The sequence below is a fragment of the Pseudomonas sp. R84 genome (assembly GCF_009834515.1).
GTDB lineage: Bacteria > Pseudomonadota > Gammaproteobacteria > Pseudomonadales > Pseudomonadaceae > Aquipseudomonas.
Window position 1 is genome coordinate 1,553,712 of sequence record NZ_CP019426.1, and the last position, 25,805, is coordinate 1,579,516.

Annotated in this window: 27 protein-coding genes; 16 read left to right on the forward strand and 11 right to left on the reverse strand. The window is 60.1% G+C overall.

Going from position 1 to position 25,805, the window contains the following annotated elements; translation table 11 throughout:
* Positions 1–2 precede the first annotated feature (2 nt).
* A complete protein-coding gene (locus PspR84_RS06975) occupies positions 3–1,169 on the reverse strand; it encodes an MFS transporter (protein WP_160056440.1) in 1,167 nt (388 codons plus the stop codon).
* A 34-nt stretch (positions 1,170–1,203) separates the two neighbouring features.
* Complete coding sequence (locus tag PspR84_RS06980) at positions 1,204–1,506, reverse strand: metalloregulator ArsR/SmtB family transcription factor (protein WP_007917068.1); 303 nt, start codon at positions 1,504–1,506, stop codon at positions 1,204–1,206.
* A gap of 169 nt (positions 1,507–1,675) precedes the next feature.
* Between PspR84_RS06980 and PspR84_RS06985 the strand changes: the two genes are divergently transcribed.
* Positions 1,676–2,260 carry an ACP phosphodiesterase gene (locus tag PspR84_RS06985; RefSeq protein WP_160056442.1) on the forward strand — a complete coding sequence of 195 codons (585 nt, stop codon included), beginning with the start codon at positions 1,676–1,678 and terminating at the stop codon, positions 2,258–2,260.
* A gap of 104 nt (positions 2,261–2,364) precedes the next feature.
* Here PspR84_RS06985 and PspR84_RS06990 read toward each other — a convergent pair whose 3' ends face one another.
* A complete protein-coding gene (locus PspR84_RS06990; protein ID WP_160056444.1) occupies positions 2,365–3,159 on the reverse strand; it encodes a lysophospholipid acyltransferase family protein in 795 nt (264 codons plus the stop codon).
* The gene (olsB, locus tag PspR84_RS06995; RefSeq protein WP_160056446.1) at positions 3,159–3,914 is read right to left on the reverse strand and encodes an L-ornithine N(alpha)-acyltransferase; all 756 of its coding nucleotides are present in this window, start codon (positions 3,912–3,914) and stop codon (positions 3,159–3,161) included. The genes PspR84_RS06990 and olsB overlap by 1 nt, the downstream gene beginning before the upstream one ends.
* Positions 3,915–4,067: 153 nt before the next feature.
* Between olsB and PspR84_RS07000 the strand changes: the two genes are divergently transcribed.
* The 5 genes from PspR84_RS07000 to PspR84_RS07020 all read left to right on the forward strand — a co-directional run bounded on the left by PspR84_RS07000 (position 4,068) and on the right by PspR84_RS07020 (position 8,372).
* Positions 4,068–4,946, forward strand: coding sequence for an acyl-CoA dehydrogenase family protein (locus PspR84_RS07000; protein WP_160056448.1), 879 nt, complete (start codon positions 4,068–4,070; stop codon positions 4,944–4,946).
* A gap of 166 nt (positions 4,947–5,112) precedes the next feature.
* The gene (locus PspR84_RS07005) at positions 5,113–6,186 is read left to right on the forward strand and encodes a serine hydrolase (RefSeq protein ID WP_160056450.1); all 1,074 of its coding nucleotides are present in this window, start codon (positions 5,113–5,115) and stop codon (positions 6,184–6,186) included.
* A complete protein-coding gene (locus PspR84_RS07010; protein ID WP_160056452.1) occupies positions 6,183–6,479 on the forward strand; it encodes an amidase in 297 nt (98 codons plus the stop codon). Before PspR84_RS07005 ends, PspR84_RS07010 begins: the two co-directional genes overlap by 4 nt.
* 143 nt (positions 6,480–6,622) lie before the next feature.
* Complete coding sequence (locus PspR84_RS07015) at positions 6,623–7,213, forward strand: YceI family protein (protein ID WP_160056454.1); 591 nt, start codon at positions 6,623–6,625, stop codon at positions 7,211–7,213.
* Position 7,214: 1 nt separating this feature from the next.
* Positions 7,215–8,372 carry a phosphatidylserine/phosphatidylglycerophosphate/cardiolipin synthase family protein gene (locus PspR84_RS07020; RefSeq protein WP_160056456.1) on the forward strand — a complete coding sequence of 386 codons (1,158 nt, stop codon included), beginning with the start codon at positions 7,215–7,217 and terminating at the stop codon, positions 8,370–8,372.
* A gap of 71 nt (positions 8,373–8,443) precedes the next feature.
* Here the strand turns inward: PspR84_RS07020 and bglX are convergent, their stop codons facing one another.
* Positions 8,444–10,735, reverse strand: a complete 2,292-nt coding sequence (gene bglX, locus PspR84_RS07025) for a beta-glucosidase BglX (RefSeq protein ID WP_160056458.1) — start codon at positions 10,733–10,735, stop codon at positions 8,444–8,446.
* 261 nt (positions 10,736–10,996) lie between these two features.
* Here bglX and PspR84_RS07030 point away from each other — a divergent pair, with 261 nt between their 5' ends.
* From PspR84_RS07030 to PspR84_RS07045, 4 genes are all read left to right on the forward strand, one after another.
* Positions 10,997–11,605, forward strand: a complete 609-nt coding sequence (locus PspR84_RS07030) for a LemA family protein (protein ID WP_160056460.1) — start codon at positions 10,997–10,999, stop codon at positions 11,603–11,605.
* Positions 11,606–11,618: 13 nt separating this feature from the next.
* Positions 11,619–12,374: a TPM domain-containing protein gene (locus PspR84_RS07035; RefSeq protein WP_160056462.1), complete on the forward strand. Its 756-nt coding sequence runs from the start codon at positions 11,619–11,621 to the stop codon at positions 12,372–12,374.
* Between the two features lie 33 nt (positions 12,375–12,407).
* The gene (locus PspR84_RS07040; RefSeq protein ID WP_160056464.1) at positions 12,408–13,025 is read left to right on the forward strand and encodes a hypothetical protein; all 618 of its coding nucleotides are present in this window, start codon (positions 12,408–12,410) and stop codon (positions 13,023–13,025) included.
* A 288-nt stretch (positions 13,026–13,313) separates the two neighbouring features.
* On the forward strand, positions 13,314–14,531 hold the full coding sequence (locus PspR84_RS07045; protein WP_160056466.1) for an SAM-dependent methyltransferase: 1,218 nt from the start codon (positions 13,314–13,316) through the stop codon (positions 14,529–14,531).
* A 66-nt stretch (positions 14,532–14,597) separates the two neighbouring features.
* On the opposite strand, the gene PspR84_RS07050 is transcribed toward PspR84_RS07045, so the two are convergent.
* Positions 14,598–15,503 (reverse strand): DMT family transporter, encoded by a 906-nt coding sequence (locus tag PspR84_RS07050; RefSeq protein WP_160056468.1) that lies wholly within the window; start codon positions 15,501–15,503, stop codon positions 14,598–14,600.
* A 291-nt stretch (positions 15,504–15,794) separates the two neighbouring features.
* Here PspR84_RS07050 and PspR84_RS07055 point away from each other — a divergent pair, with 291 nt between their 5' ends.
* The 3 genes from PspR84_RS07055 to PspR84_RS07065 all read left to right on the forward strand — a co-directional run bounded on the left by PspR84_RS07055 (position 15,795) and on the right by PspR84_RS07065 (position 17,149).
* The gene (locus tag PspR84_RS07055) at positions 15,795–16,376 is read left to right on the forward strand and encodes a DJ-1/PfpI family protein (protein ID WP_095049176.1); all 582 of its coding nucleotides are present in this window, start codon (positions 15,795–15,797) and stop codon (positions 16,374–16,376) included.
* Between the two features lie 13 nt (positions 16,377–16,389).
* On the forward strand, positions 16,390–16,695 hold the full coding sequence (locus PspR84_RS07060) for a ribbon-helix-helix domain-containing protein (protein WP_016982789.1): 306 nt from the start codon (positions 16,390–16,392) through the stop codon (positions 16,693–16,695).
* 109 nt (positions 16,696–16,804) lie between these two features.
* Positions 16,805–17,149: a YegP family protein gene (locus tag PspR84_RS07065; RefSeq protein WP_160056470.1), complete on the forward strand. Its 345-nt coding sequence runs from the start codon at positions 16,805–16,807 to the stop codon at positions 17,147–17,149.
* A 143-nt stretch (positions 17,150–17,292) separates the two neighbouring features.
* Here PspR84_RS07065 and PspR84_RS07070 read toward each other — a convergent pair whose 3' ends face one another.
* Both PspR84_RS07070 and PspR84_RS07075 read right to left on the reverse strand, forming a co-directional pair.
* Positions 17,293–18,174, reverse strand: a complete 882-nt coding sequence (locus PspR84_RS07070) for a dihydrodipicolinate synthase family protein (RefSeq protein ID WP_160056472.1) — start codon at positions 18,172–18,174, stop codon at positions 17,293–17,295.
* 22 nt (positions 18,175–18,196) lie between these two features.
* Complete coding sequence (locus PspR84_RS07075; protein ID WP_007911518.1) at positions 18,197–18,979, reverse strand: aldolase; 783 nt, start codon at positions 18,977–18,979, stop codon at positions 18,197–18,199.
* A 106-nt stretch (positions 18,980–19,085) separates the two neighbouring features.
* On the opposite strand from PspR84_RS07075, the gene PspR84_RS07080 reads away from it, so the two are divergent.
* Positions 19,086–19,628, forward strand: coding sequence for an XRE family transcriptional regulator (locus PspR84_RS07080; RefSeq protein WP_160056474.1), 543 nt, complete (start codon positions 19,086–19,088; stop codon positions 19,626–19,628).
* 102 nt (positions 19,629–19,730) lie between these two features.
* On the opposite strand, the gene PspR84_RS07085 is transcribed toward PspR84_RS07080, so the two are convergent.
* Positions 19,731–20,750 carry a DUF4917 family protein gene (locus PspR84_RS07085; RefSeq protein ID WP_160056476.1) on the reverse strand — a complete coding sequence of 340 codons (1,020 nt, stop codon included), beginning with the start codon at positions 20,748–20,750 and terminating at the stop codon, positions 19,731–19,733.
* Positions 20,751–20,905: 155 nt separating this feature from the next.
* Between PspR84_RS07085 and yiaY the strand changes: the two genes are divergently transcribed.
* Together yiaY and PspR84_RS07095 are read left to right on the forward strand one after the other, a co-directional pair.
* Complete coding sequence (yiaY, locus tag PspR84_RS07090; RefSeq protein WP_160056478.1) at positions 20,906–22,054, forward strand: L-threonine dehydrogenase; 1,149 nt, start codon at positions 20,906–20,908, stop codon at positions 22,052–22,054.
* 68 nt (positions 22,055–22,122) lie between these two features.
* Complete coding sequence (locus PspR84_RS07095; RefSeq protein ID WP_160056480.1) at positions 22,123–23,034, forward strand: LysR family transcriptional regulator; 912 nt, start codon at positions 22,123–22,125, stop codon at positions 23,032–23,034.
* 42 nt (positions 23,035–23,076) lie between these two features.
* Here PspR84_RS07095 and PspR84_RS07100 read toward each other — a convergent pair whose 3' ends face one another.
* Together PspR84_RS07100 and PspR84_RS07105 are read right to left on the reverse strand one after the other, a co-directional pair.
* A complete protein-coding gene (locus PspR84_RS07100; protein WP_160056482.1) occupies positions 23,077–24,243 on the reverse strand; it encodes an MFS transporter in 1,167 nt (388 codons plus the stop codon).
* Between the two features lie 15 nt (positions 24,244–24,258).
* Positions 24,259–25,494, reverse strand: a complete 1,236-nt coding sequence (locus PspR84_RS07105; RefSeq protein WP_238785227.1) for an aminotransferase class I/II-fold pyridoxal phosphate-dependent enzyme — start codon at positions 25,492–25,494, stop codon at positions 24,259–24,261.
* Between the last annotated feature and the right edge of the window lie 311 nt (positions 25,495–25,805).

Sequence of the window (25,805 nt, forward strand, 5' to 3'; positions counted from 1 at the left end):
AATCAGTTAGTTGCAGGGGCCAGATCGGCATTGCCGTTCTGACGGAAAGTAATCAGGGTTACCAGCAGGGCGAGCACGGCCAGAGCCGCCGCCGCGAGTGGCACGCTGGTCAGGCCGTAGCCGTGGGCGATGACGCTGCCGCCAACCCAGGCGCCGAGAGCGTTGCCGACGTTGAACGCGCCGATGTTCAGGGTCGACACCAGATTCGGTGCGGCTTTGCCGAAGGTCACCACGTTGACTTGCAGCGCCGGTACGGCGGCAAAACACGCGGTGGCCCAGAGGAACAAGGTGATTTCAGTCGGGATCAGCGCGACGCTGGTCCAGGTCAGCACGGTGGAGACCACGGCCATGGCGATGAACACGCCGATCAGCGTGGCGGCCATGCCCTTGTCGGCGAGTTTGCCGCCGATGATGTTGCCGACGGTCAGGCCCAGGCCGATCAGCATCAGCGTCCAGGTCACGCCACGCGGTGACACACCGGTGACTTCGCCGAGCAGCGGGGCAACGTAGGTGAACAGGGTGAAGACGGACGCGGCGAACAGCGCGGTCATGCTTAGCGACAGCCAGATCCCGGCACCTTTAAGGGCGGCGAGTTCGGCGCGCATGTCGAGTTTTTCTTCGTCGCGCTTGGCCGGCAAGAAGCGGATCAAGCCGATCAGTGCGATCACGCCGATGACAGTCACCGCCCAGAAAGTCGAGCGCCAGCCGTATTGCTGACCCAGCGCAGTGCCCAGCGGCACACCGAGGACGTTGGCCAAGGTCAAACCGGTGAACATCAACGCCACTGCCGAAGCACGCTTGTTGGCCGGCACCAGATTGGCCGCCACCACCGAACCGATGCCGAAGAACGCACCGTGGCACAGCGCGGTGATCACACGGGCAAACATCAGCACGTTGTAGTCACTGGCAATCGCACAGAGCAGGTTGCCGACAATAAAGATGCCCATCAACGCCACCAGTGCAGCCTTGCGCGGCAGTCTGGCGGTGGCCATTGCCATGAACGGCGCACCGACCGCCACGCCGAGGGCGTAGCCGGTCACCAGCCAACCGGCGCCGGGGATCGACACACCGAGGTCGGCCGCCACATTGGGCAGCAAGCCCATGATGACGAATTCGGTGGTGCCGATGGCGAAGGCGCTCAAGGCGAGGATGAGTAGCGAGAGGGGCATGCAGGTTTCCTTGTCGGCTGACTGACGTTAAGGGTCAGAGCTCTTTACTGAGGGTGCTGAGGAACGCCTGGATCACGTCCTCGTTACGTTTGAAAAAGTGCCATTGTCCGGCCTTCTGGCTGCTGATCAGACCGGCGCGTTGCAACGTCGCGAGGTGTGCCGAAACGGTCGACTGCGACAGGCCGCAGCGTTGATCGATCTGCCCGGCGCAGATGCCGTACTCGTGGTTGTGCAACTGTTCCGGAAATTCGTTCTTCGGGTCTTTCAGCCAGTTGAGGATGTCTCGCCGTACTGGGTGTGCCAGGGCTTTTATTATTTCGTCGAGGTCGAGGTTCATGGCAGGTGCTCACAATGTGTACAACGCTATATCGCGATGTGGCGAAATATAAATCGTTAGATCGCGATACACCAATATGATTTTGATCTGACGCCAGCATAAATTGGTATATCGCGTTATAACGATACATGGGTGTATGGCTTATGGGCCGCAGTGCTAAGCTGCGCCCATGAACTATCTCGCACATTTACACCTCGGTGGCCAGCGCCCCGGGCAACTGCTCGGCAGTCTGTATGGCGATTTCGTCAAAGGTCGGCTGCAAGGGCAGTTTGCGCCGGAGGTGGAAGCGGCCATTCAACTGCATCGACGGATTGACGTGTTCACGGATCGCCATCCGCTGGTGGATATCGCGCTGGGGCGGTTTTCCGACACGCGGCGGCGTTATGCCGGGATCGTCCTGGATGTGTTTTTCGATCATTGCCTGGCGCGGGACTGGACGCTGTATGCCGATCAGCCGCTGGAGGTTTTCACCGCTGATGTGTATCGGGTGCTGACTCACGAACGGCACCTGCCCGAGCGACTGGCGAGGATTGCCCCGCACATGGTTGCCAATGACTGGTTGGGTTCGTATCAACAGTTTGAAGTGCTGGAGCAGGTGTTGCGCGGGATTTCGCGGCGGCTGAGCCGGCCGGAAGAGTTGGCGGGGGCGATGGAGGAATTGCGGCGGTTGTATGAGCCGCTGAGTGACGACTTCCGCTTGTTCTACCCACAACTCCAGGACTTCGCCCAAAACCCCCAGACACAGAAAATCTAATGTAGGAGTGAGCCTGCTCGCGATAGCGGTGTGTCAGTCGACATTAGTATTGACTGACACAGCGCTATCGCGAGCAGGCTCACTCCTACAGGGGATTTGTGTTTTCAAGCGGCAATCAAATCGCCGGCACGACGCGGTTCGGCCGGTTTCGCCACTTCGCCAAACAACGCCTTCTGCACCGCCTGCTGCGCTTCAAACGCCAACGCCGCGCGCTCACGCCCCTGACAGGCGAGCGGCTTGAGCAGGTGCACTTCGACATCGCCGCAATCATTGCTGAACAGGCGCATCAGGTGCGAGAGCAGATCGTCGTCGCCAATGAACGGCGCCAGCGCGTCGATTTCGCCATCACGCAGATAACGAATCGCCACCGGTTGCAGCATCACCTCGGAATCAATCGCCGCCGCCAGCAAGCGACCGTGAAAGGTACGCAGCGAACGGCCATCGGTGGTGGTGCCTTCCGGGAACATCAATAAGGCATGGTCGGTTTGCAGGTGACGGGTCATCTGCTTGCGGATCAACTGGCTGTCGCCCGAACCGCGACGGATGAACAGGCTGCCGGCCTTCGCCGCCAGCCAACCAGCCACTGGCCAGGTGCGCACTTCGGCTTTGGACAGAAAGGACAGCGGTGTGAGCATGCCGAGCAGCGGAATATCCGTCCACGACACATGATTGCTGACCCACAGCATCGGCTGTTTTGGCAGCTCACCGTGAACCGTCACGCGAAAGGGCAGGGCGTTGCTCAAGCGCGCCATGAAAAAGCGCGACCAGCGCTGACGCCGCTCCATCGAATGCGCCAGACCAATCCGTTCAAATACGCCGAAGACGCTGGCCATGGTCAAGCCCAGCGACACCACCAGCAGCACCCGCGCGATCCGCGCGTACACCCGCAACCGGCTCATCACACGGCCGCCTTGAAGTGTTTGGCGTAGCGCGGGCAGAGTTCGTCGCGCTTGAGCAGGATGAACACGTCGGCGACCTGGAAGTCCTCGTCCCAGCATGGCTCGCCGCAGATCTTCGCGCCCAGGCGCATATAAGCCTTGAGCAGTGGCGGCATTTCCGCGATCACGTTCGATGGAATATCCAGCGTCGGCAGCGGATTTTTCGGCTCGGCGCGCAGGTTTTCGGTGCACAGATAACGTTCGCGCAGGCGCTGCATGATCGCGTGGGCCTGAATGCCGCCGTCCTGCATCGGGATGCTCGCGCAACCCATCAGATAACTGTAGCCACCCTGATTCAGCACTTCGGCCAACTCGCCCCACAGCACCGCGATGGTGCCACCGTTGCGGTACGCCGGGTCGACGCAAGTACGTCCGATTTCGAGGATCGGGCCTTGCAGATGCGTCAGGCCATGCAGGCTGAATTCTTCTTCGCTGTAGAACTTGCCGAGGCTGCTCGCGGCCGTGTGATCAAGCAAACGCGTGGTCGCCACCAAGCGGCCGGTGTTCAAGTCACGCACGCCGATGTGGCTGCAGTGAACATCATAATCATCCATGTCCAGACCCAGTTCCGCGCCTTTCAGCTTGGCGTTGAACTCGCCGCTGAAGACGTTGAAGCGCAAGGCCTGGGCTTGCTGCAGAGCCTCGGCGCCGATCAGGCGTTCGGCTTGCAGGCGGCGTTCATTGCCGGTGTCGCTGATGCGGGCGATCTGAGTCATGTGAATCTCCGTACGGGCCTTTAACCCGTCGTGGGTTGCAGCCGATCGACTTTCTTTATGCAGCCGTGTTGTGCAAAGTCAGGCTATGTAGCCCCGGTGTCATCGCCATGAACGTTCGGTGATGCTTATATGACAGCCCACAAGGAGCCTCCTATGCCCTGGCCAGATCTGCTGCACAGCCGTGAACGATTGCCCGCCGTTGCTGACCTGGCCGAGGGTTTTGCGACGTTGTTGCAGCAACTGGGCAACGTCACACCGTTCGAATTGGCGGTCGCGGGCGGGCGGCGGATGGCGACGCCGGGGCTGGCGTTTCTGGTCGGTTATCAAGCGGCTTTGCGCATGTTGTGGCCGAGTGCGCCGCTGAGCCTGGGCGCTTTGTGTGCTACCGAACAGCGCAGTTTGCGTCCGGCGGACATGCAGACGCGGCTCACCGATTTACGCCTGAGCGGGCGCAAGGACTTCGTCACGGCGGGCGATGCGGCGGACTGGCTGTTGATTGCTGCGCGCAGTGAAGAGCCTGGTGAAGCGCCGCGCCTGAGCTTGGCGGTGGTGTATCCCGGCGAGCCCGGCGTGATCGTGGAAAAACTGCCGGCGCTGCCGTTGATGCCGGACATCAGTCATGGCCGGTTGCAGCTGGATGGCGCGTTGTGCGAATTGTTGGCGGGGGATGGCTGGGATGCTTACGTCAAACCGTTTCGCACCCTTGAGGATGTCTATGTACTGAGCGCAATGACCGCGTGGCTGTATGGCGTCGGACAGGACAGCGACTGGCCGCAGGCGCTGCAATTGCGCTTGCTGGCGCTGTTGGCCGGGTGTGCCGAGGCGAGCCGGCAACCGCCGAACAATCCGGCCGGGCATGTGTTGCTGGGTGGGCTGTTTGCGCAGTTTGAAGCGCTGGAGGGTGAGGTGAGTCAGGCGTTGGCTGACGGGCCGGCAGAATGGGCGCAGATGTGGCAGCGCGATCAGGGGGTGATGCAGTTGGCGGCGGGGGCTCGGGCCAAGCGGTTGGCCAAGGCTTTGGCGGCGGGCTGAAGGGCCTCATCGCGAGCAGGCTCACTCCTACAGTTGATCGAGTTTCGTCAGTTGAAATGCGATCCCCTGTAGGAGTGAGCCTGCTCGCGATAGCAATCCCAAGAACACCACACATCTGTCATAAACCCTGACTAGTCTCAGCAGGTTCTCTCCAAGAGCCCTCCCCATGTGCAAAGGCCTGTCGCTGTTTCTGCTGCTGATCAGCTTCACCGTTCAAGCCGAACAATGGCCCGGCGAACAATGGCCAACTGGCACGACGATCACCGATACAGGAGCGCTGGAGAATTACGCCTTCCCACCCCGCGACGACGCAACCCGCCAAGGCATCCGCACCGATGCGCTGCTGATCATTCGCGACGGCCAGATCCTCTACGAACGCTACGCCGGCCCGACCACAGCACAAACCCCGCACCTGACCTGGTCAATCAGCAAAAGCCTGATGGCCAGCGTGCTCGGTGTGGCCTACGGCGAGGGCCTGTTCAAACTAAACGATCCGGCCGCGAAATTTTACCCGCCACTGAGCAAACACCCGGCGATAAAAATCGCCGATCTGCTGCACTGGGCATCCGGTATCGACTGGCAGGAAGACTACGAGTACGCCCCGCTGAAATCCTCGGTGGTGGCGATGCTCTATACCCGTGGTCATCGCGACATGGCTGCGTTTACCGCCGATCACGATGCCTACGCCGAACCGGGGCAGGCCTTCCACTATTCCAGTGGCGACAGCAATCTCTTGGCGGCAGCGTTGAAAACGATCGTCGGCCCGCAGCGTTATGCGGATTATCCGTGGACGGCATTGTTCGAGCCGTTGGGCATCCGTCACGCCGTGTGGGAAACCGATGCCAGCGGCACGTTTGTCGCGTCTTCTTATGCTTATCTCACCGCGCGGGATCTGGCGCGAGTCGGGTTGCTGATGGCCCGCGACGGCCGCTGGGAGGCGCGGCAAGTGCTGCCCAAGGACTGGCTCGCGTTCAATCTCAAACCCTTCGCTGGCTATAAGGCCCACGAGGATGAGGCCGTGCCCGGCGGCCACTGGTGGCTCAATCGTCCCGTCGATGGCGCCGCATCACCGTGGCCTGATGCACCGCCTGACACCTTCGCTGCCCTCGGCCACTGGGGCCAGGCGCTTTATGTGATCCCCAGCGAGAAACTGGTGATCGTGCGATATGGCGATGATCGTGACGGTGGCTACCATCACAACGAGTTGCTTAAACGTGTGCTGAAGGCGGTGCGCCCATGAAGCGCTTTTTGCTGTTGCTGCTTGTTTTGCTGCTCGGCTGGGTCGTCTACGAGCGCGAAAATCTGTGGGCCTTCCCCGACATCATCAGCGCCTACACCGCCAAGGAATACTGCTCCTGCCGGTATGTGATGAACAACGATGCCGAGTATTGCCGTGGCTATGTAAAACAATGGCTGCCGACCAGCCAGTTCACCGATGACAGCGCCAGCAAAACCATCACCGTCAGCGGCATGGGTCGCAGCAATCGCGCCCAGTGGTTGAGCGAACGCCAAGGCTGTCGTTTACAGCCATAAAAGATCGCAGCCTTCGGCAGATCCTACATGACCGGGTCCACCCTGTAGGAGCTGCCGAAGGCTGCGATCTTTTGATCTTGATGTTGCAATAACTTTGGGGGCGGTTAAGGTTCGTGCAGGTTTATCGGCCCCACGAGTGTTCAATGTTCAACCGCTCCCTGTGTGCAACCCTGTCCAGCCTGCTGCTCGCCGCCGTCGCGCTGCCGGCGCAGGCCAATTGGTATCTGGACGGCGAGTCGTCGCGGCTGTCGTTCGTCAGTACGAAAAACGCCAATGTCTCCGAAGTGCAGCGCTTTCTGGTGCTGCACGGTAAGGTCGATCCCAGTGGTCGCGCCGAAGTCGAGGTCGAGATGGACTCGATCAACAGCGGTATCCCGCTGCGCGATGAGCGCATGCGCAAGGAGCTGTTCCAGATCGAGCAATTCCCCGAAGCGACCATCACCACCCAGATCGACCTGCGCCCGATCAACGATCTGGCCCCCGGTGCGCAGCTGGAATTGCGCCTGCCACTGACCGTCAACCTGCACGGCAAGCAACACGAATACCCCGCCGAACTGCTGGCGACGCGTCTCGATGATCGTCGTTTTCAGGTGGTCACGCTAGAGCCGCTGGTGATCAATGCCGAGGATTTCGATCTCGCGCCTGGGCTGGAAAGTCTGCGCAAACTCGCAGATCTGTCGGCGATCAGTCTGTCGGTGCCGGTGGGTGCGGTGCTGATCTTCACGGCGCGCTGACATGCGCGGCGCGGTGTTTCCGTGGCGGGACGGCAACCGGTTCGAACTGTTGATCGACGGCCCGCAATTCTTTCCGCGCATGCTCGAGCAGATCGCTGGCGCGCAGGAGCAGATCGAACTGGAGTTGTATCTGGTCGAGGCGGGCGCCTGTGCTGAAACCATCGTGCAGGCGCTGGTGCTGGCGGCCGAGCGTGGTGTGCGTGTGCGGTGCCTGTTTGATGATTACGGCAGCCTGGCGTTTACCCTCAATCTGCGTCAGCGCCTGACGCATGCCGGGGTTGAACTGCGTTTCTACAATCGGCTGAACTGGCGGCGCTGGGTCGGTAATTTCTATCGTGATCACCGCAAATTGTTGATGGTCGATCAGCGTCTGGCGGTGGTCGGCGGTACTGGCGTCACTGACGAGTTCTGGACGCCGGGCCAGGACACCAGCGAGTGGCACGAAGTGATGGTCGAGATCAGCGGCCCGTTGGTGATCGACTGGCAATTGCTGTTTGATCGCCAGTGGATCGCCAACCGCTATCGCCGCGCCTGGCGTCCGGCCGCGCATTTTGGTCTGCCACGGTTGCCGCGCGTGCCGGACAAGGGCGAGGGCATGGGCCGCGTGGCGTATGCCGACGCCCGTCAGCACCGCGACATTCTGCAATCGCTGTTTCGCGCTTTGAACAGCGGGCAAAAACGCATCTGGATGGCCACACCGTACTTCCTGCCAACGTGGAAAATCCGCCGCTCCCTGCGCAAGGCGGCGGCGCGCGGTGTCGACGTGCGCCTGCTGCTGACCGGGCCGCGTACCGATCACCCGTCGGTGCGTTACGCCGGGCATCGCTACTACCCGCGATTGCTCAAGGCCGGCGTGCAGATCTTCGAATACCAGCCGTGCTTTCTGCATTTGAAAATGGTGCTGGTCGACGATTGGGTGAGCATTGGTTCGTGCAACTTCGATCACTGGAACCTGCGCTTCAATCTGGAGGCGAATCTGGAGGCGCTGGACCCGTCGTTGACGGCAGCGGTGGAGGCGAGTTTTGTGAAGGACTTCGGGCTGAGTCAGCAGGTGAGTCTGGAGGAGTGGCAGCGCCGACCGTTGTGGCGGCGGGTCAAGCAGCGGGTTTGGGGCTGGGTGGATCGAGTGGTGGTCAATATTCTCGACCGCCGCGGCTAAAACCGATTCTGAATACACCCTAAATCCAATGTGGGAGCGAGCAGGCTCGCTCCCACAGGGTTTTGCGGCGGTTATAGCAGTTCAAAGCTCTGCTGCGTCACGTCCTGCGAATCCAGGCCGATCTGCACGTTGAACTTGCCAGGCTCCGCCGCGTACTTGAGCAGGGCGTTGTAGAACTTCAGGTCATCCTCAGTGATGGTGAAGTGCACGACTTTCTGTTCGCCGGCCTTGAGCATGATTTTCTGGAAGTTCTTCAGTTCTTTCACCGGGCGGATCATCGAGCCGGTGACATCCTGAATGTACAACTGCACCACGGTTTCGCCGTCACGCTTGCCGGTGTTCTTCACCATGACGCTGGCGTCGAGTTTGCCGGTGGCATTCAGGGTGGTCGACGACAGCGCCATGTCGCTCAAGGCGAATTGGGTGTAGCTCAGGCCATACCCGAACGGGAACAGCGGCCCGGTGGTGTCATCGAAATACTGCGAGGTGTAGTTGCCCGGTTTGCCCGGCGTGAATGGCCGGCCAATGCTCAGGTGGTTGTAGTAGGTCGGGATCTGGCCCACGGAGCGCGGGAAGGTCACCGGTAGTTTGCCCGACGGGTTGTAGTCGCCGAACAGCACATCAGCAATGGCATTGCCGCCCTCGGTGCCGCTGAACCAGGTTTCCAGAATCGCGTCAGCCGACTGGTTCTCTTCGAGAATCGTCAGTGGGCGGCCGTTCATCAACACCAATACCAACGGTTTGCCGGTAGCTTTCAGCGCACGGATCAGCTCGCGCTGGCTTTCCGGGATGTTCAGGTCGGTGCGGCTGGAGGATTCGTGGGACATGCCACGGGACTCGCCCACGGCGGCGACGATCACGTCAGCGTCCTTGGCGGCTTTCACGGCTTCGTCGATCAGCACGTTGGCCGGGCGCGGGTCATCGACCACTTCCGGCGCATCGAAGTTGAGGAAGTTCAGGTAATCCAGCACCTTCTTGTCGCTGGTGATGTTGGCGCCACGGGCGTAGATCAGGTTCGACTTGTTGCCGATCACCGAGCTCATGCCATCGAACAGCGTCACCGATTGCGCAGGGCGCCCGGCGGCGGCCCAACTGCCCATCATGTCGATCGGTGCTTTGGCCAATGGGCCAACCAGTGCGATTTTTGCGTCTTTCTTCAGCGGCAGGGTTTCGTTCTGGTTCTTCAGCAATACCAGGCTGCGACGCGCGACTTCACGAGCCTCGGCGCGGTGCAGACGGCTCTCGGCGTAGGTGTCGGCCGGATCGTCTTCAGCCTTGCCGATGCGCAGGTACGGGTCCTTGAACAGGCCCATGTCGTACTTGGCGGCGAGCACTTCGCGCACTGCGTTGTCGATATCTTTCTGGTCGATCTCGCCGGACTTGAGCAGCCCCGGCAGCTCTTTGCCGTACAGGGTGTCGTTCATGCTCATGTCGATACCGGCCTTGATCGCCAGCTTCGCCGCTTCACGACCGTCGCGGGCAACACCGTGCTTGATCAGCTCAAAGATTGCACCGTGGTCGCTGACCGCCAGGCCTTTGAAGCCCCAGTCGCGGCGCAGCAGATCGTTCATCAGCCAGGTGTTGGCGGTGGCCGGAATGCCGTTGATCGAGTTCAACGCGACCATCACACCACCGGCGCCGGCATCAATCGCGGCGCGGTACGGCGGCAGGTAATCCTGGTACATCTTCACCGGGCTCATGTCGACGGTGTTGTAGTCGCGACCGCCCTCGACCGCGCCGTACAGGGCGAAGTGCTTGACGCTGGCCATGATGCTGTCGGCCGCGCTCGGGGTGGCGCCCTGATAGGCACGAACCATGACGCCGGCAATGCGCGAGGTCAGGTAGGTGTCCTCACCGAAACCTTCGGAACTGCGGCCCCAGCGCGGGTCGCGGGAGATGTCGACCATCGGCGCGAAGGTGATGTCGAGGCTGTCGGCGGCGGCTTCCTTGGCGGCAACGCGCCCGGACTGGCCGATGGCGTCCATGTCCCAGCTCGAGGCGAGGGCCAGCGGAATCGGGAAAATCGTACGGTGACCGTGGATCACGTCGTACGCAAAAAACATCGGAATCTTCAGGCGACTGCGCATGGCAGCGTCCTGCATCGGACGGTTTTCCGGACGGGTGATCGAGTTGAACGTACCGCCGATATTGCCGGCGGCGATCTCTTTGCGGATCAACTCGCGAGGCATTTCCGGGCCGATGCTGATCAGGCGCAACTGGCCGATCTTTTCATCGAGGGTCATCTGGTTCATCAGGTTGCTGATGAACGCATCCTTGTTTTCCAGGGGTACCGGGGTCGTGGCGGCCAATACTTGATGACTGGCCAGGCTGACGAACAGACCCAGCAAACACAGCTTCTTCATGAATATTTTTCTCAAGGGCCCAAGCGGCAATGCAACGCCGGCCAGCCAAAATTTAGGGAGCGACTATTGTTGTTCGGGTACGGGCTCAAAGAAACAGAGCCAAAAACGGCAGCCGACACTTGCCAGCATGATCACGCAGGGCACTTTTTAGCCCATTGCCCCGTCGTAATCCAGCGACGCGGCCGATTATGCCCCAAGAGCCCGCTGAGAATGTTTCGCGCTCGGTTTTTATAATGATATGTGCCAAGGAGCATCACTGCGATGAATGTAAGCCCAACCAATCGCTCGCGTTTGCAGGTCGCCACACTGCTGGTGCTGGCCACGCTGCTGACCGCGTGCGGCATCAACAATATCCCGACCCTCGACGAACAGGCCAAAGCCGCGTGGGGGCAGGTACAGAACCAGTACCAGCGCCGCGCCGACCTGATCCCCAATCTGGTGGAAACGGTGAAGGGTTACGCCAAGCATGAAGAGGAAACCCTGACCGCAGTGATCGAGGCGCGGGCGAAAGCCACGTCGATTCAGGTCGACGCCAGCACCCTCGACAACCCGGAAAAACTCAAGCAGTTCCAGCAGGCGCAGGATCAATTGACCGGTGCGTTGAGCCGCTTGATGTTGGTCTCCGAGCGCTATCCGGATCTGAAGGCCAACCAGAACTTCCTCGCCCTGCAATCGCAGTTGGAAGGCACGGAAAACCGCATCGCCGTGGCGCGCCGCGATTTCATTCTGGCGGTGCAGAAATACAACACCGAGATTCGCACCTTTCCCGGTCGCCTCTGGCACAGCGTGATGTACAGCGATCTGCCGATCCGCGAAACCTTCGAAGCCACCACGCCCGGCGCGGAAAAAGCCCCGCAAGTGAAATTCTGATTCGAGGTTGTCCATGCGCGTGTTGAAAATGGGCCTGGTGCTGATGCTGTGGTTGTTCGCCGTCAGCGCCCGGGCCGAGTTGACGTTCCCGGCGTTGAGCGGGCGGGTGGTGGACGAAGCGCAGATGCTCGAGCCGTCGGTGCGCGCGCAACTGAGCCAGCAATTGCAGGCCCACGAGCAGGCGACCGACGAGCAACTGGTCGTGGTCACGCTACCGGATCTGCAAGGCACGACCATTGAGGATTTTGGCGTTCAGCTCGGGCGACACTGGGCCATCGGGCAAAAGGACAAGAACAACGGCGCGCTACTGATCGTTGCTCGTGACGAGCGCAAACTGCGCATCGAAGTCGGTTATGGCCTGGAGGATCGGCTGACCGACGCGCAGACTTCAGTGATCATCCATCAAGTCATTACGCCCGCCTTCAAGGCCGGCAATTTCAGCAAAGGCATCAGCGACGGCGTGGCGGCGATGCTGGTGGTGCTCGGCGGTAATCCGCTGGATGAGCCGTCGACGGTGTATGAATCCAGCGGTGATCCGTCTGATGATTTCATCTCGCGGCACCCGGCATTGTTCGTGTTTTTGGTGATGTTGTTCATCCTGACGGTGTTTGTCTGCCAGATGCTCGGTATCCTGCCTGCCGGCCGGGGTGGCTCCGGAGGAGGGGGTGGCTTCGGCGGTGGTGGCGGATTTGGCGGCGGCGGTGGAGGCGGAGGCTTCAGCGGCGGCGGGGGCAGTTTCGGCGGCGGTGGTTCGTCCGGCGGCTGGTGATATCAGAAGAATAATGAGCAGGCACTTTTCAACATGGCACTACTGACCGAACACGAACAACGCAAAGTCGCCGAGGCGATCGCCCGGGTCGAGCGCGACACCGACGCCGAACTGGTGACGGTGCTCGCGGCGCGCGCTGATGACTACGCGTACATCCCGCTGTTGTGGGCGAGCCTTTTGGCGCTGGTGGTGCCCGGCGTCGTGCACTACCTGACCGGGTGGTTGACCATGCACAGCTTGCTGCTGGTGCAGTGGGGGGCGTTTATCGTGCTTTGCCTGCTGTTTCGTCTGCCGAAAGTCACTACTCATCTGATTCCGCGCCGCGTGCGGCATTGGCGCGCGTCGAACCTGGCGCGGCGGCAGTTTCTCGAGCAGAACCTGCATCACACGGTGGGCAGCACCGGCATGCTGATTTTTGTCTGTGAGGCGGAGCGGTATGTGGAGATTCTGGTGGATGAGGGGATTTCCAAACGGCTCGATAACAAGAGTTGGGATGCGATTGTGGCGGCGTTTACTGAGCAGGTCAGGCGGGGGCGCACATTGGAGGGGTTTGTCACGTGTATCGAGGCGTGTGGGGAGTTGCTGAAAGTGCATGTGCCGGTGACGCAGGTGAGGAATGAGTTGCCGAATCGGTTGATTGTGCTGGGGTAAGACCTGGATTATTCGTCGACGCTGAGATCCAGCCCCTCACCCCAGCCCTCTACCAATGGGAGAGGGGGAAAGGGAGCAGATCGGGGGCCTTTCAAACTTGAGTTCGGCTCGGTATTTCAGGTCGGCGTAACTCGTGAAAACACCTCGGTCGGTCCCCTCTACCTCTGGGAGAGGGCTAGGGTGAGGGCGCTTCAAACAACCGTTGGGTAAATAAGAGCGTGTCCCCAACCCCCATCCCCCCTAAAATACCCGCCATTCCCGATTTCGCCCGTCCGAGGCCGCTTCTCCATGCCCGTTACTGCTCCAGCCACCAAGCCTGCGCCCGATCACCACGCCCAGTTCATCGAGCTGCTGCAAACAAGTCTCGAACAGAACGGCTTCATCAAACTGGTACTGGCCAAATACGTCGGTGAAGAGGCGGATCTGCAGCGGGTTATCATCAAGCCGGTGACCGTCAAAGCGCAGCCTAACCTGTCGTTCGTCTATCGCTACAAAACCCGCGACATCACCAAAAACCTGCCCTTGGTCGAAGGTGTGGCGGCGATTGCCGGGTTGTTGCCGGCCTCGTTCAAAAATGCACATTTACTCGCGGTGACTGACGAAGCCCAGCTCGAATACAGCAAAAAGGGCAAGAGTTCGCTGTTCAAGAGCAAACCTCAGCAATTGCGCGAAGCACCGTCCGCCGAGCACAACCGCGAGAAAAACCGCTTTCTCGAATTGAGCCGGCCGTTCCTCAAGGACCTCGGCGTGACCAATGCGCAACATGAGCTGATCCCGGCGATGTCGCGCAAGTGGAAGCAGATCAACAAGTTCATCGAAGTGTTCAGCCACGCCCTGACTTCGTCGCCGCTGGCGCTGGACAAACCGGTGCGGGTGGCGGATTTCGGTTCGGGCAAGGGTTACCTGACGTTTGCGATTCACGATTACCTGCGCAACACCTTGAAGGCCGAGGGCGAGGTCACTGGCGTTGAGTTGCGTGAGGAAATGGTCAACCTGTGCAACGCCGCGGCGGCAAAACTCGATCATCCGGGGCTGGTGTTCAAGTGCGGTGACGTGCGCAGCGTGGCGCCGAGTGAACTGGACGTGATGATCGCCTTGCATGCCTGCGACATCGCCACTGACTACGCGATCCACACCGGCATCCGCTCGGGCGCGTCGATCATCATGTGCTCGCCGTGCTGCCACAAACAGATCCGCCTGCAGATCCAGAGCCCGGCGTTGCTCAAACCGATGCTGCAATATGGTTTGCATCTGGGGCAGCAGGCAGAAATGGTCACTGACAGCTTGCGCGCGCTGTTCCTTGAGGCCTGCGGATACGAGACCAAGGTCTTCGAATTCATCTCGCTGGATCACACCAACAAGAACAAGATGATTCTGGCAGTGAAGCGCGCCGAGCCGGTGGATCCGGCGCAGTTGTTGGTGAAGATTCAGGAGTTGAAAGACTTCTACAACATCAGCGAGCACTGCCTGGAAACCTTGCTGCGCGCTGACGGCTACCTCGCCTGACACAAAACCCTGTGGGAGCGAGCCTGCTCGCGAAAGCGGACTGACAGTCAACGATGATGTTGGCTGTTACGGACCCTTCGCGAGCAGGCTCGCTCCCACATTTGATTTCACCGCAGTCTTGCGGCCGAGAATGACAGTGGCAATCACACCACACGCAAACACCCAGGTAATCGGCTCGACATGTTCACCAAAGAACAGCGCCGAGAACGCGATGGTGAAGAAAATCTGCAACAACTGGATCTGACTGACCCGGGCAATCCCGCCCATGGCCAGCCCGGCGTACCAGGCAAAGAAGCCGAGAAACTGCGAAAACAGCGCCACATAACCAAACGCCCACCAGGTCTTGGCCGACACCGCGCCCTGATGTTGCAGCGCCAGATACAGCACCGGCCCGATCAACAGCGGCGTCGACAGCACCAGCGCCCAGCAGATCACCTGCCAGCCGCCCATCTCCTTGGCCAATCGGCCGCCTTCTGCATAGCCCAGCCCCCCGACGGCAATCGCGCCGAGCATCAACAGATCACCCGCCTGAATGCTGCCCGCTCCGGTATACAGCGCATAACCAAGCACCAACGCACTGCCCAGCGCCGCGCAGGCCCAGAAGGCTTTTGACGGGCGTTCGTGTGACAACCACGCGGCATACAGCGCCACGCACAGCGGTTGCAGGCCGTTGACCAGCGCACCGTGGGATGCCGGCAAGGTTTGCATGGCCCACGCCGACAACACCGGGAAACCGAGAATCACCCCGGCGATTACCAGGCTCAGGCCTTTGACTTGCTGCCACGTCGGCCATTTCTCGCGGTGCCACAACAACAGCAGCGCTGCCGGAATCGCCGCGAACAATGCGCGGCCCAAACCGTTGAGCAGCGGATGCAGTTCCTGCACCACGATGCGGGTGAAGGGCAGGGTGAGGCTGAAAATCACCACGCCGAGCAGGCCGAGGGCCATGCCGGTGTTTTCGCGCGAGGACATGATGGTGGACCAGAATTGAAGGTGGCAGGGAATGGCCTTTATAAAGCCATAAACCATGACTTTCTGGCTGTTACAGCTAGGCACGGACTTATCCGTACAGTTGCGGGTAATCCCCGCAACGTAGGAGCTGCCGAAGGCTGCGATCTTTTGATTTTACGGGCAAGATCAAAAGATCGTCCGATCGCGGCCCGAGCCTTCGGCAGCTCCTACAGTAGTAGCCCGTTGTTACCCGTCACTCTCGAATAGGTCTACCTTGAACACTTCCAGGTAATTTCCAGAGGAGTCCTCCCCATGGCCGCGAAAAAGATCCTGATGCTGGTCGGCGATTACGTCGAAGATTACGAAGTGATGGTGCCGTTCCAGGCTCTGCAAATGGTCGGTCACACCGTCCACGCTGTTTGCCCGGACAAGGCTGCCGGCAAAACCGTGCGCACCGCGATCCATGATTTCGAAGGCGACCAGACTTACAGCGAAAAACCCGGTCACCTGTTCGCTCTCAACTTCGACTTCGCCAAGGTCAGCGAAGCCGATTACGACGCGCTGTTGATCCCCGGCGGCCGTGCCCCGGAGTACCTGCGCCTGAACGAAAAAGTCCTCGACCTGGTGCGCGCCTTCGACAAGGCCGGCAAACCGATTGCCGCGGTCTGCCACGGTGCGCAATTGCTCGCGGCGGCGGGCGTGCTTGAAGGCCGCGAATGCAGCGCCTATCCGGCCTGCGCGCCGGAAGTGCGCCTGGCGGGCGGTACGTACATCGACATCCCCGTGACGGACGGCCACGTTCAAGGCAATCTGGCCACAGCCCCGGCATGGCCGGCGCATCCGAACTGGCTGGCCGGTTTCCTTGGCTTGCTCGGCACTAAAATCACCCTGTAACGAGGAATCGCCGATGTGCGAGCTCTACGTCAAGGCTGACCCGATTCTCTATGAATCACGCTCGCGCTCGCTGCGCATCTGCGGCGTGGTGACCACGTTGCGTCTGGAGAATCAGTTCTGGGACATCCTCAGCGAAATCGCCGAGGTCGACGGCATGACCACCAACCAATTGATCGCCAAGCTGTATGAGGAGGTGATGGATTATCGCGGGGAGGTGGTGAATTTTGCCTCGTTCCTGCGGGTGAGTTGTACGCGCTATTTGAGTCAGCGGCGGGTGAGTGCGCCGGAGTTGTCGGTGGTGCGGGCGGTGGTGAAATAGCCGGCACCGAGTTGCCTCATTCGCGAGCAGGCCGGTACAAGCGACAGATAGTGAGGACTGGTCTTTACTCTGAAGCGCGAAATCTCTCAATCGCCAAGGAGCAACGAGCATGTCCGGATGGTACGAAATCAGTAAAAGCAGCAACGGCCAGTTCAGGTTTGTGCTGAAAGCGGCGAATGCCGAAACGATTCTGACCAGCGAGCTGTACACCACTCGCGCCGCAGCCGACGGCGGTATTGCTTCGGTGCAAACCAATAGCCCGCTGGATGAGCGCTATGAGAAGAAGTCGACGAAGGATGGCCATCCGTACTTCAACCTGAAAGCGGCCAATCATCAGGTCATCGGCAGCAGCGAGGCGTATTCATCGGATGCGGCGTGCGATAAAGGCATTGCCAGCGTCAAGGTGAACGGGCCGAGCAAAGTGATCAAGGACAAGACTTTGCCGGTGCTCTGACCTCACTTTCAAATCCACCAAAATCCCCTGTGGGCGCGAGCCTGCTCGCGAAAGCGGTGTATCAGTCAACATCATCATCGACTGATACATTGTCTTCGCGAGCAGGCTCGCTCCCACATTAAATTTGCTTTGTGTCAGGGAGATCAGCGCAGGGTCTTGAGGATCGTTTTCAGCTGCGTTTGACCTGCCTCACTCAATGGAAACACCGGCAAACGCGGATCGCCCGATTCAAGCCCTGTCTGCCGCAACCCGGCCTTGATCGTCGCCGGCAAGCCACCCTTGAGAATGAAATCCAGCAGCGGCAGCTGGCGATAGAACAAATCCCGCGCGCGATCCAGATCGCCGGCCATGGCCGCGTCATAAAGATCCAGGTTCAACTGCGGAATCAGGTTCGGCGCCGCTGTGCACCAGCCTTTCGCCCCGGCGGCAAACGCTTCCAGCGCCAGCGGATTGCAGCCGTTGTAGAACGGCACCTGACCTTCGCCGAGCAGTTGCAGCTTGTGCATGCGTTGAATATCGCCGGTGCTCTCCTTGACCATGGTCACGTTTTCCACGCCATTGACGATGCGCAGAATCAAATCCACCGACATGTCGGTGCCGCTGGTGGCCGGGTTGTTGTAGAGCATGATCGGCACGCCGATGCTCTCGCCGATGGCGCGGTAGTGGGCGAGGATTTCCGCTTCGGTGAGCTTCCAGTACGAGGCCGGCAGCACCATCACCACATCGGCGCCGTGGGCTTCAGCGAAACGCGCGCGGCGTACGGCTTTGGCGGTGGTCAGGTCAGACACGCTGACGATCGTCGGCACACGTTTGGCCACGTGCTTGATGCTGAACTCGGCGACCTGATCCCACTCCGCATCGCTCAGGTAAGCGCCTTCGCCGGTGCTGCCCAATGGCGCGATGGCGTGGACGCCGCTGTCGATCAAGCGATCGATCGATTGGCCGAGCGCTGGCAGGTCCAGCCCTTCGCCGTTGGCGCCGAACGGGGTGATGGTGTAGCCGATGATGCCGTGAATAGTGGACATGGGAATCTCTCCGTAACAGGGTTCAGTTCAGGCAATCGGCGTGTTGACGCAGGTTCTGCCGGGCGTAGTAGTTGAAGGCCGCGGCGTGGCGTTTCGGCTTGGCGATCCAGTCATGAGCTTCGCGGCCCAGCTCGGGAATGATCGGTTTGATCGTGCCCGCCGCCATCGCCAGCAGTTGCAGCTTGGCCGCGCGTTCGATCAATTGGGCGATGACACACGCCTCTTCAATCGTTGTGCCGGTCGACAGCTGACCGTGGTGCGAAAGCAGGATCGCGCGTTTGTCGCCCAGTGCACCGGCAATCAACTCGCCCTCTTCGTTACCGACCGGCACCCCCGGCCAGCCTTCGAGAAATGCGCAGTCGTCGTACAGCGGGCACAGATCCATGTGGGAAATCTGCAGTGGCACTTCCAGCATCGACAGCGCCGCCACGTGGGTCGGGTGAGTGTGGATGATGCAGTTCACATCCGGACGAGCCCGGTACACCCAGCTGTGGAAACGGTTGGCCGGGTTGGCCATGCCGTGACCTTCGAGGACCTCCAGATCCTCGTTGACCAGCAGCAGATTGCTCGCGGTGATTTCGTCGAAACCCAGGCCCAATTGCTGAGTGTAATAGGTGCCGGGCTGCGGCCCACGAGCGGTGATTTGCCCGGCCAGGCCTGAGTCGTGACCGTTTTCGAAGAGAATCCGGCAGGTCAGGGCCAGCTTTTGCCGGTCGGTCCACGTATTATCCGCGAGGCTTTTTTGCATCTGGGTCAGCGCTTGCTTGACCAGTTGGTCTTTGGGTAGTGCTAATGTCTTGGCCATGTCTGTGTCCTTTGGGTGAGTGCAAATGACACTAAAGAGGCTATATGACACAAAGTGTCATTGACAAGCACAAATCGTCGCTTCCTTGCTGGAATAACCGCTGCGCATGTCTATCCGTTTGAAATTATTGAGAAAAAAACTTGGCGTAACCCTTGAGGCACTGGCCGAAAAATCCGGCATGACCAAGAGTTATCTGTCCAAAATCGAACGCGGGCTCAACACCCCGTCGATTGCTGCCGCGTTGAAACTGGCGAAAGCGCTGAATGTGAAAGTCGAGGAATTGTTCTCCGAAGACAACGTCAGCCTCGACAGCTACAGCCTGGTGCGCAGTCACGAACGGCAGTCACTCGCCGCGAATGACCAGAGCCCGGGGTATGCGGTGCTGGCGCATCAGGTCAGCGAGCGCAACCTACTTCCGTTCATCATCTACCCGCCAAATGAGTTCAGCGACAAGACCTTCAAGGAGCATTTGGGCGAGGAGTTTCTGTTCGTCCACGAAGGGCAGGTCGAAGTGGATTTCATGAACGAAAAGGTGCTGCTGGAGCGCGGTGATGCCTTGCACTTCAATGCACAGAAACCGCACCGGATCAGATCGGTCGGGGATGTGCAGGCGCAGTTGCTGGTGGTGGTGCACAGCGCCGATGAATGAGTTGATTGGGCTAAAGCTATCGCGAGCAGGCTCACTCCTACAGTTGAAATGCGATCCCCTGTAGGAGTGAGCCTGCTCGCGATAGCGTCGGTAGCCTTACCACTAAATCTCGACCGGCACCGACAATTTCGGACTGCCCAGCGCATGCGTCTTGGCATCAAAAAACCGCAACTCAACCCCCGTCCCCTCAAACACCTGCGCGTAATGCCGCTTCTGATGCTGAACAAACGCTGCACTGCGCGGATAAATCGAGATCGCCACCGTCGCAGGTTTCGCCAAACGCAGAGCCCGCACGATGTGCGCATCCTGCTCGCCCAACGCATGACCAAAAATGCACAAACTGCCGCCATGCCCGAGCAACTGCTCGTAACAGAACGACAGATAATCCGAACTGCGAATGGTCTTGAGCTTGTCCGCACTCGGCCCTTCGGTGACGAACAGCGGTACGTCATCCAGCGTCTTGATCGTATTGTTGATCGCGAAGCTGCCGAGCAGCGTGCCTTCGGTTGACGTCAGTTTGCGCGCCGTGCCGTCCTGATTGCGCACCAGATGCAGGCCACCGTGCAGGTACAACAAGCGCGGTTTGTCGGTGGCAGTTTCGCTCAGATCAAAACTCGCGTTGGCACCGTTGAACAGATCATCGATGGCGTCGCTTTGATGTTGCAGCGCCCAGTAATTAAGCAAGTCGTAATTGGTGGTGAACACCGTGCGATAGCGCGAAAGTTCTTCGTTCAACGTCGCCAGCGTCGAAGGCTTCACCAGACGCCACGGAATGTGCACGGCGTGCACGGTGTTGATCAACGCTTCCTTGATCGCGTAGTAACGATTGCGCGGCGCCGCTGAGCTGACGGCCAACGCTTTGTTGACCCGGCTGGTGGTTTTCAGCGCGCCGAGTACCTGCTCGAAGCTGCGCGTCTGCATGGCGTCGAACACCGCCAGTTCCGAAGGGCTCAGCGGTTTCTCCTCGACGGTTCGGGCGTTTTCGAACAGCGAGTCATAGCCGAAATCGTCCCACACCGCGCGGCTGGCGCCATTGCCCACCAGCAAACCGTTGAACTCGGTCGCGGCGCGCAGGGTGTTCCAGTCTTCAAGGCTGGCGTCGACATCGAGAAAATCGGTCATTGCGTAGGAAGTCTCAAAACAAAGGGCTGATGGGCGGCGACTTTATCACGAGCGGGCATTGAGCCAGATCAACATCGACGCTGACCGATCGGTCGATGCTGTGCTTATCCGCTGAATCGGAGCAGTCGATTCGGCCCCTGTCAGGAGACGCGCGCATGACCAGCACCTTTTTCATTCCAGCGGTAAACATCATGGGCAACGGTTGCCTCGACGAAGCCATGGTCGCGATCCGCAACTACGGTTTTCGCAAAGCGCTGATCGTCACCGACGCGGGACTGGCCAAGGCGGGCGTGGCGACGATGGTCGCCGAGAAGCTGGCGATGCAGGACATCGATTCGGTGATTTTCGATGGCGCCAAACCGAACCCGAGCATCGCCAACGTTGAGTCGGGCCTGGGGCTGCTCAAGGAAAGTCGCTGCGATTTCGTCGTGTCGCTGGGTGGCGGTTCGCCGCACGACTGCGCCAAGGGTATTGCCTTGTGTGCGACCAACGGTGGGGAGATTCGCGATTACGAAGGCGTCGATCAATCGAGCAAGCCGCAACTGCCGCTGATCGCGATCAACACCACCGCCGGTACCGCCAGCGAGATGACCCGTTTTTGCATCATCACCGACGAATCGCGCCACGTGAAAATGGCCATCGTCGACCGCAACGTCACGCCGTTATTGTCGGTCAACGATCCGGAACTGATGGTCGCCATGCCCAAAGGCCTGACCGCCGCCACCGGCATGGACGCGCTGACCCACGCCATCGAAGCCTATGTCTCGACCGCTGCCAACCCGATCACCGATGCCTGCGCGTTGAAAGCCATGACCCTGATCAGCAACAACCTGCGCCTGGCCGTACGCGACGGCAGCGACCTCGCCGCGCGGGAAAACATGGCGTACGCGCAGTTCCTCGCCGGCATGGCGTTCAACAACGCCTCGCTCGGTTACGTGCATGCGATGGCGCATCAGTTGGGCGGGTTCTACGACTTGCCCCACGGCGTGTGCAACGCCGTGCTGTTGCCCCATGTGCAGACGTTCAACGCGTTGGTTTGCGCCGATCGGCTGACCGATGTGGCTCACGCCATGGGCGCTGATATCCGCGGTTTCAGCCCGGAGGAGGGCGCGCAAGCGGCGATCACTGCGATCCGTTGCCTGGCCAAAGATGTCGAGATCCCCGGTGGCCTGCGCGAACTCGGTGCCAAGCTCAGCGACATTCCGGTACTTGCCACCAACGCACTGAAAGACGCCTGCGGCCTGACCAATCCTCGAGCGGCGGATCAACGCCAGATCGAGGAGATCTTTCGCAACGCGTTCTGAAACGGGTACAGCGGCGGCTAGTGGCGTTATGCTCAGCGCTCTTCCGCGCCGCCACTGCCGAGTCTCGCATGTTGCAAAAAAGCCTGATCCGCCGCCTCGACCTGATCACCCTGCAACTGTTTGTCGCCGTCCACGAGGAGGGCACGCTGACCCGTGCCGCCTCGCGCGAAGCCATCGCGGTGTCGGCGGCCAGCAAGCGCCTGATGGAGCTGGAAGAGGCGCTCGGGATCAGCCTGTTTGTGCGTCAGGCCAAGGGCATGACGCTGACGCCGGCTGGTGAAACGCTGCTGCACCATGCGCGGCAGATGCTGTTCAACGTCGAGAAAATGGGCCTGGAACTCGGCGAACACAGCCACGGTGTACGCGGCTATGTGCGCATGCTGGCGAACCTGTCGGCGATCATTCAGTTTCTTCCCGAAGACCTTCGCGACTTCTCCGCGCAGCACCCGCAGGTCAAGACTGACCTCGAAGAGCGACCCAGTGCCGGGGTGATTCAAGGTGTGCTCGATGGTGTGGCGGATCTGGGTATCTGCTCCAACGACAGCGACATCAAAGGCCTGCACAGCGTGTTGTACCGCGAGGACAAACTGGTAGTGGTGATGCTGCCGGAGCACCCGTTGGCCACCCGTGAGTCGGTGGCGTTCGATGAAACCCTGGACTCTGATTACGTCGGTTTGCACGCGGCCAGTTCAATCAATATGCGCACCCATGCGGCGGCGCGCCAGGCTGGCAAAGTCCTGCGTATTCGCATTCATGTGCCGGGGTTCGATGCGGTGTGCCGGATGGTCCAGGCCAACATGGGCATTGGCATTTTGCCGCAACGTGCTTATGAGCTGTTTGGTCAGGCGCTGGGGTTGCACGCGGTGCCGTTGACGGATGACTGGTCGGATCGCGCGTTGATTGTGGTGGTGCGCGATGAGGCGGGATTGTCGCCGGTGAGCCGGATGCTGTTTGAGCATTTGCGTGGGCTGGGCTCCTGAGATTCTCCGCGGTCTGATTGAGGATATTTTGCGCAATGCTTTCTAGCGCTTGTCACTCATCGGCGCGAACCGCACGCAGAGCATCGCGCCGACAGCGAGCAACGTACACAGCAGCGACAAGCGCCAGGCTTGTGGACTAGCGATCAGACTGGCCATCGCGCCAATGATCGCCGCCATCAATTGATGAATGAACCCGCTCAGTGCCATCGCATAAGCTCCGGCAATCGGCGCGCCATCGTTGGCACGGGACAGGCTGATCGGGTAGTTCAACGATTGGCCGAACACGGCCACGCAATACGGCAGCCAAAACAGTAATGCGATGGAGCTGGCCGTCAGACTGCCCAGCAACATCACGCTGCTACCCGCCAATACCAAACTTGCGCCGACAGTCATCAACCATGCCTGACCGGTGCGCAGCACGAAGTGATTGACCGCCAGCGCGCCGAGAAAATATGAAGTGCTGATTGGCCAGCCGAGCAGTCCGTAATCCACCGACGACCAAGCGAATGTTCCCTGCAAAATCAGTGGCGCCGCAGTGTTGAATGCGATGATCACGCCGTAGCCCAAGCCACCGGCCAGAGCCGGCAGCAGAAACGCCCGGTGCGACAGAATTTGCCGATATGCCGACCATGATGAGGCGCTGCCCGGTTCCTCAGCCCTCGCAGGGAAAGTGACGCGCGACACCATCAGCGCCATCAACAGGCACGTCACGCCGAGCAGGTAGAAGATCGCCTGCCAGCCCAGCGTCGCCTCGATCAGCGAGCCCACATATTGGCCGATGCCCAGCGCCACCACGAATGAAATGGAAATCCACGACAACGCTTTGGCCAGCAGATTGCCGTGAAAGCTGTCACGGATCAGCACCCGCGCCATCACCGAAATTCCGCTGGCACCGATACCTTGCATCAGTCGCAGCAGCAAAAACGATTCAAGCGTCGAACCCGGCGGCAACGCCAGATTGGCCAACCCGTAAATGACCAACGCCGCCAGTAACACCGGTTTGCGTCCGATGCGCTGGGCCAGACTGCCCCAGAACAACATCGGCAACGCCATGCCGATCAGGTACAGCGACAACCCCCACGACACCTGTGCGGGTTCCGCACCCAGGTATAGGGCGATCTCCGGCAACGCCGGCAAATAAATACTCATGCCCAATTGGGCGAGAAAAACCGTGCTGCAGGTGATCAGGAGGGTGACGCTGGCGTTCATGACTCGTCCCTGTTTTCAGTCGTCGAGATCGCAATGGTGGGTGCGCAACAGCCCGGTGACCCTTTCACAGAAGCTTCGAACAAGCGCCGGCTGCATGTCCGCGCGCAGCGTAATACGTATGGCTGCCTTGCCTTGAGCGACCACCGGGAAAAATACCGCGCTGGTGAAAAATCCCTGTTCGGCCAATTCACAGGCAATACGATTGGCCACAGCAGCCTGACCGCACTTGATCAACCGAATGGCCATGTTGCTGTGGCACTGATCGGTGCTGATCAGGCTGTCGAAGAGGCAGATGTTAGCCTCAAGATCGCTTTGCAGCGTGACAAACTCGGCGCTGCGATGCAGGCGGATCGACGCTCTGCCGGCACCGATCGCCGCGCAGTTGAGACTCTGCGACCAGTTGCTTGGCCCGCCGTAGCGTTGCACAAGCGTCTTCTGTCTCCCGTTGCCCAGCATCACCAACCCGCCGCTGGCGCCAAACGACTTGGCCAGTGACGCGACGATCAGGCAGTCCTCCTCCAGCGCCGCCACCCGTGGCCGAACGAGGCCGGCGCCCTGCTGACCGACAGCGGACAACGCGTGGGAATCATCCAGATAAAGAAACAACCCGTAGCGATCCTTCAAGTACAGCAGACCTTCCATGTTGGCAACGCCGCCCATGCTGTACGCGCCGTCAGCGACATACGCCACGCGGCCGTGTCGCTGGCAGACGCGTTCGAGGAAATCCATGTCGTTGTGCGGCGCAGTCACCACGAGGGTTTCATCGGCACATGCGGCCTTCAAATGATTCATCGAATAATGCGCGTGACGATCAAACACCATTACCGGTGGCCGGCCTTCGGTAAAGATGCCGCTGGCCAGCAATGGCAGGATTCCAGCGCTGGCGGCGCTGCAAGACAAGGTGCTCAGGCAGACGGCGTCGAACAGTTGCGACAATTCGCTCTCGTATTGCTCGAGAATCGCCAGTTTGCAACGGTTTTTCGAGTTGGCGACGCGCAGGCTGCCGGTTTCGCGCAACGCGGTGATGGCGCCTTCGAGCAAGGCAGGGTGGTGGTCGAGGCCAAGGTATGAGGTCGTACAGAAATGATGGAATTCACGTCCATATTGATCAAGCAGGTGGTTGGGGCTCTTCACTTCGACATTGAGGCCGGCGACTTTGCCCTGTTCGGCGATGTCCCAATCGTGGTCGGCCAAGGCGATGATTTTGCGCAAGTTGGAATACAGATTGGGCGTGTGCAACGGAAGATTCACAGGCGACATTCCTTGAGCGAAGCGATCCATGGGGTGTTGCAATTTGTGTGTGTTGCCAGACTTTACAGAGCGAAAAGTTCGGCAAAAATCGGCTGTTTCCGTGAATCGCGAGAGGCGACGGAGTTTTGTTTGTAGGGCGAAGCGACGAAAGTCTGTCGAGTAATCACCTTTCTCACTTGGGCGAAAGTCGGGCAATCCTGCCGTCACTGGACCAACCCCGATCGGCGAGCCCAACAGGCGGAAGGCTGACCTGAGCTCAACGAAATCTCACCCAAGCGTTCGCATTTCGCGAACGCTCATTGCCGAGAGAA